1 protein-coding gene is annotated in these 4,928 nt (G+C 69.1%); it reads right to left on the bottom strand.

The annotated features are described in order from the left end of the window. Nucleotides 1-4,928, bottom strand: a 4,928-nt coding sequence (locus ACGFZA_RS42415; RefSeq protein ID WP_393686457.1) for a type I polyketide synthase, incomplete at both ends; no start/stop codon positions are given.

Below are 4,928 nucleotides of genomic sequence, written 5' to 3'. Positions count from 1 at the left end.
TACGCCGCAGCGATCTCACCAATGGAATGGCCCGCCACCACGTCCGGACGCACACCCCACGACTCCAGCAGCCGAAACACAGCCACCTCCAACGCAAACAACGCCGGCTGCGCAAACTCCGTCCGCGCCAAAACCCCCGCATCCGCATCCGCATCCGCGTCCGCATCCGAGCCCCACATCACCCCGCGCAACACACCCACACCGGCACCGGCACCGGCGTCCATCAACGGGTCCAGGACACCCAGCACCTCATCCAACGCCGAAGCGAACACCGGATACGCCGCCGCCAGCCCACGCCCCATCCCCACACGCTGCGCACCCTGACCAGCAAACAAGAACGCAGAAGCCCCCTCCACGACTGCCTCGGAGGACGACACCGACGCCAACCCGGCCAGCAACTCATCGCGGTCACCGCCGACGACAACCGCCCGGTGCTCCAACAGCCCACGCTGCGTCCCAAGCGCCAACGCCACATCCGCAGGCCGCAGTTCAGGACGCTGCGCAACAAAGGACCGCAACCGCGCCGCCTGCGCCAGCAACGCCGACTCCGACCTGCCACTGACCACCCACGGCACCATCGCGTCGCCCGTCGACTCCGGCACCACCTCCGCCGCGACCTCCTCGAACCGAGGCGCCTGCTCAAGGATCACGTGCGCGTTCGTCCCGCTCGCGCCGAAGGAGGAGACTCCGGCCCTGCGCGGCTCACCCGTCTCCGGCCACGGAGTCTCCTCCGCCAGCAGACGCACCTCACCCGCAGACCAGTCGATGTGCGAGGACGGCTCATCGACATGCAGCGTGCGCGGCAGCACACCCGCCTGCATCGCCATCACCATCTTGATCACACCACCCACACCCGCAGCCGCCTGCGCATGCCCGATGTTCGACTTCAACGACCCCAACCACACAGGACGATCAGCGGAGATACGTTCCTGGCCGTAGGTAGCAAGGAGCGCCTGGGCCTCGATGGGGTCGCCCAGTGACGTCCCGGTGCCATGGCCCTCGACCACGTCCACCTGCCCCGCCGACAACCCGGCCGAAGCCAACGCCTGCCGGATCACCCGCTGCTGCGACGGTCCGCTCGGCGCGGTCAGGCCGTTCGAAGCACCATCCTGATTGACGGCGCTGCCCCGCACCACGGCCAGGACCCGATGCCCCAGACGCTCCGCATCACTGAGACGCTCCACAAGCAGCATCCCCGCGCCTTCGCTGAATCCTGCTCCGTCGGCACCGGAGCCGTACGCCTTGCAGCGGGCGTCGGGGGCAATGGCACGCTGGCGGCTGAACTCGAGGAACATCTCGATGGACGACATGACCGTGACGCCGCCGGCAAGGGCAAGCGTGCATTCACCCTGTCGGATCGCCTGCATCGCAAGATGCAGCGCTACCAGCGAGGACGAGCAGGCCGTGTCCACCGTCACCGCCGGCCCTTCCAGTCCGAACGTGTACGAGATCCGGCCCGTGGCAATACTTCCGGCGCTGCCATTGCCCACGTATCCCTCGACGCCCTCGGGCATCGTGCCCACGCCGAGCCGGGCGCCGTAGTCGTGGTACATCACCCCGGCGAACACGCCCGTACGCGAGCCTCGCAGCCCGGCGGGGTCGATACCGGCCCGCTCGAACGCCTCCCAGGACACCTCCAGCAACAACCGCTGCTGCGGATCCATCGCCAACGCCTCACGCGGCGAGATGCCGAAGAAGCCGGCGTCGAAGTCGGCGGCCTCCCGCAGGAACCCGCCCTCTCGGGCATAAATCCGGCCGGGCAGACCTGGGGTCGGGTCGTACAGGGACTCATGGTTCCAGCCGCGGTCCTCGGGCATGCCGGTGATGGCGTCCTTGCCTGCGCGCACCAGGTCCCAGAGATCCTCGGGGGATGCCACGTCGCCGGGGAACCGGCAGCTCATGCCGATGATGGCGAGTGGTTCGTCATCCGTGACGGCAGTCCGTGGCCGCACGGACGCGTCGGTGGTGGCCGTGGTCGTGTCGCCGCCGAGCTCGGACATCAGCAGTCGTGTCACCGCTGCCGCACTCGGATGGTCGAAGACGAGCGTCGCAGGAAGACGCAGAGCAGTGGCGGCGCCGAGCCGATTCCGGAACTCGACGGCCGTAAGGGAGTCGAATCCGATGTCCTTGAAGGCTCGTTCGGCCTCGACTCCTTCGGACGACGCGTGTCCGAGCACGGCCGCGACCTCGCCCCGGACGAGGTCGAGGAGGAACGCCTGCCGCTGCCCGACAGCCATCGCAGCCAGTCTGCGGCCGAGTTCACCGCCCTCGAACGCCGGGGCGACGGCACCTGTCGCCTGCCGCCGGGCCCGCTGGGGCGCCAGGCCACGCAGCACCGGAGTCAGGTCGGCGAAGTTCTTACGCAGGGTCGACAGGTCAAGACGCATCGGGACGAGGAAGGCATCGTCAGCCGCAACAGCCGCGTCGAAAAGGGCGAGCGCGCCGTCGGTCTCCATCGGCACGACACCCAGTCGGCCCAGCCTCGTACGATCGGCTTCGCCGAGTGTGCCGGTCATGGCGCTGGTCTGCGCCCACAGACCCCAAGCCAGGGACAACCCCGGCAGACCCTGCGACCGACGGGCTTGAGCCAGCGCGTCAAGGAACACGTTCGCCGCCGCATAGGCGGCCTGACCGGCAGTGCCCACGGTTCCGGCGCCGGCCGAGAAGAGGACGAACGCCGACAGGTCCATGTCCCGGGTCAGCTCGTGCAAATGCCACGCCGCATCCACCTTCGGCCGCAACACACCACTGAGCCGGGCCGCATCCAACGACGTGACAATGCCATCGTCCAGAACACCAGCAGCATGCACCACACCCGACAACGAACGCCCCGCCAGAACACCCGCCAACGCTCCACGGTCAGCGGCATCACACGCCACCACCTCAACCGCCACACCAAGCCCCGACAACTCCAGCTCAAGCTCAGCCATACCCTCCGCAGCCGAACCCCGCCGACTCAACAACACCAACTCACGCACCCCGTGAACCGACACCAAATGCCGGGCCACCACACCACCCAACACACCCGACGCACCCGTCACCAACACCGCACCCGAACCAAACCCACCACCAACCGAAGCCTCAACCCCGGAAAGCTCGGCCCGAACCAGACGCGGTACGAGAAGCGCACCCTCACGCACAGCCCACTGCGACTCACCCGAGCCCAGCCCCAACGCAACCGCATCAACCACCGCACCAGCATCCGCACCCACCGGCACATCAGCCAACACCAACCGCCCAGGATGCTCAGCCTGCGCCGAACGCACCAACCCCCACACACCAGCCGACCGCACATCAACAACCGACCCAACACCAGCACCCGCAGCACCCGCACCAGCACCAGCACCAGCACCAGCACCAGCGGCCACCGCGCCCCGCGTCACCACCACCAAACGAGTGCCGGCCAGACGCTCATCCGCCAACCACTCCTGAACCACACCCAGAACCGCAGCAAGCCCCTCATGCACCACACCCGGAACCTCACCACCCACCGGCACCGGGCACTCCCACACCACCACCCCAGGCACCACATCCGCCGACGCCACCGCACTCACATCGGCAAACACCTCACCCTCCGAAGGGACCAGCAGCCCCCCGGAACCCAGCACACCCCAAGACCGGCCACCAACCGCAGAAACACCGTCCCCACCAGGCACCCACTCCACCCGGAACAACGAGTCCGCACCCGACGACCCACCAGCCGCCACCACCGCGGCCGCCAGCTGCTCCTCCGAAACCTCCCGCGTAGCCAGCGCCTCCACCGACGCCACCGGAGCACCGGACGCGTCCGCCATGTCCATGGTCACCGTCGCCGGGTCGTCGGCGGCGGGGGCCATGCGTACGCGCAGGGAGGTCGCGCCCACGGCGTGCAGGGTCATACCCCTCCACGAGAAGGGCATGCGGTTGCCTTCGGCGGAGGCGAAGAGGCTGGTCAGGCCGGACTGCAGACCGGCGTCAAGGAGTGCCGGGTGCAGACCGAACTCCCCTGCGGCGCCCACGATGTCCTCCGGGAGGGCCACCTCGGCGAACACCTCGTCACCGCGCCGCCACACCGCTCGCAGCCCCTGGAACGCAGGACCGTACCCATACCCACGACCAGCCATCACGTCGTAGAAGCCGGCCACGTCCACCGGCTCCGCACCCCGCGGCGGCCACTCCAGCAGATCCGAGCCCACGACGGGGTTCGTCGCCCCCGGCTCCGCGCCCGCCGCCGTCTCCGGAGCAAGCGCACCGCTCCCGTGCAGGATCCAGCCACCCTCGTCACCGGTCACACCGCCGGCACTCTCCCGCCGGGCGAACACCTCCGCTGCCCGCACACCGCGCTCGTCCGCACCGCCCACGACCACCTGGAGCTGCACGCCCCCGGTCTCCGGCAGTACCAGCGGTGCCTGCAGAGTCAGCTCCTCCACCCGGCCGCAACCCACCTCGTCACCGGCACGCAGCACCAGCTCCACCAACGCCGCACCCGGAACCAGCACCACCCCGCGCACCGCATGATCGGCCAGCCACGGATGCGTGGCCAGGGACACCCGACCCGTCAGCACAGCCCCACCGCTCCCGGCCAGCGCCACCGAAGCACCCAACAGCCCATGCCCCGCCGACACCAGACCCGCAGCCGACACATCCCCCGCCCCGACAGGCACATCCAGCCAGTACCGCTCCCGCTGGAACGCATACGTCGGCAGCTCCACCCGCCCAGCCCCAGGCAGCAGTGCGGTCCAGTCGATGTCGACTCCGCCGGCCCACGCCTCGCCCAACGACGTCAACAGCCGCTCCGCACCACCCTCACCCCGACGCAACGACCCCACCACCACACCACGCGCACCCACCGCGTCCAGCGTCTCCTGAACCCCCATCGCCAGAACAGGATGCGCACTCACCTCCACAAACGCATCAAACCCACGCCCCACCAACTCACGCACCACATC

Origin of the sequence: Streptomyces sp. NPDC048211, assembly GCF_043202315.1 — a bacterium.
Lineage (GTDB): Bacteria > Actinomycetota > Actinomycetes > Streptomycetales > Streptomycetaceae > Streptomyces.
Note: the sequence above shows the minus strand (reverse complement) of the source record. Positions and strands in the feature narration are given on the sequence as shown.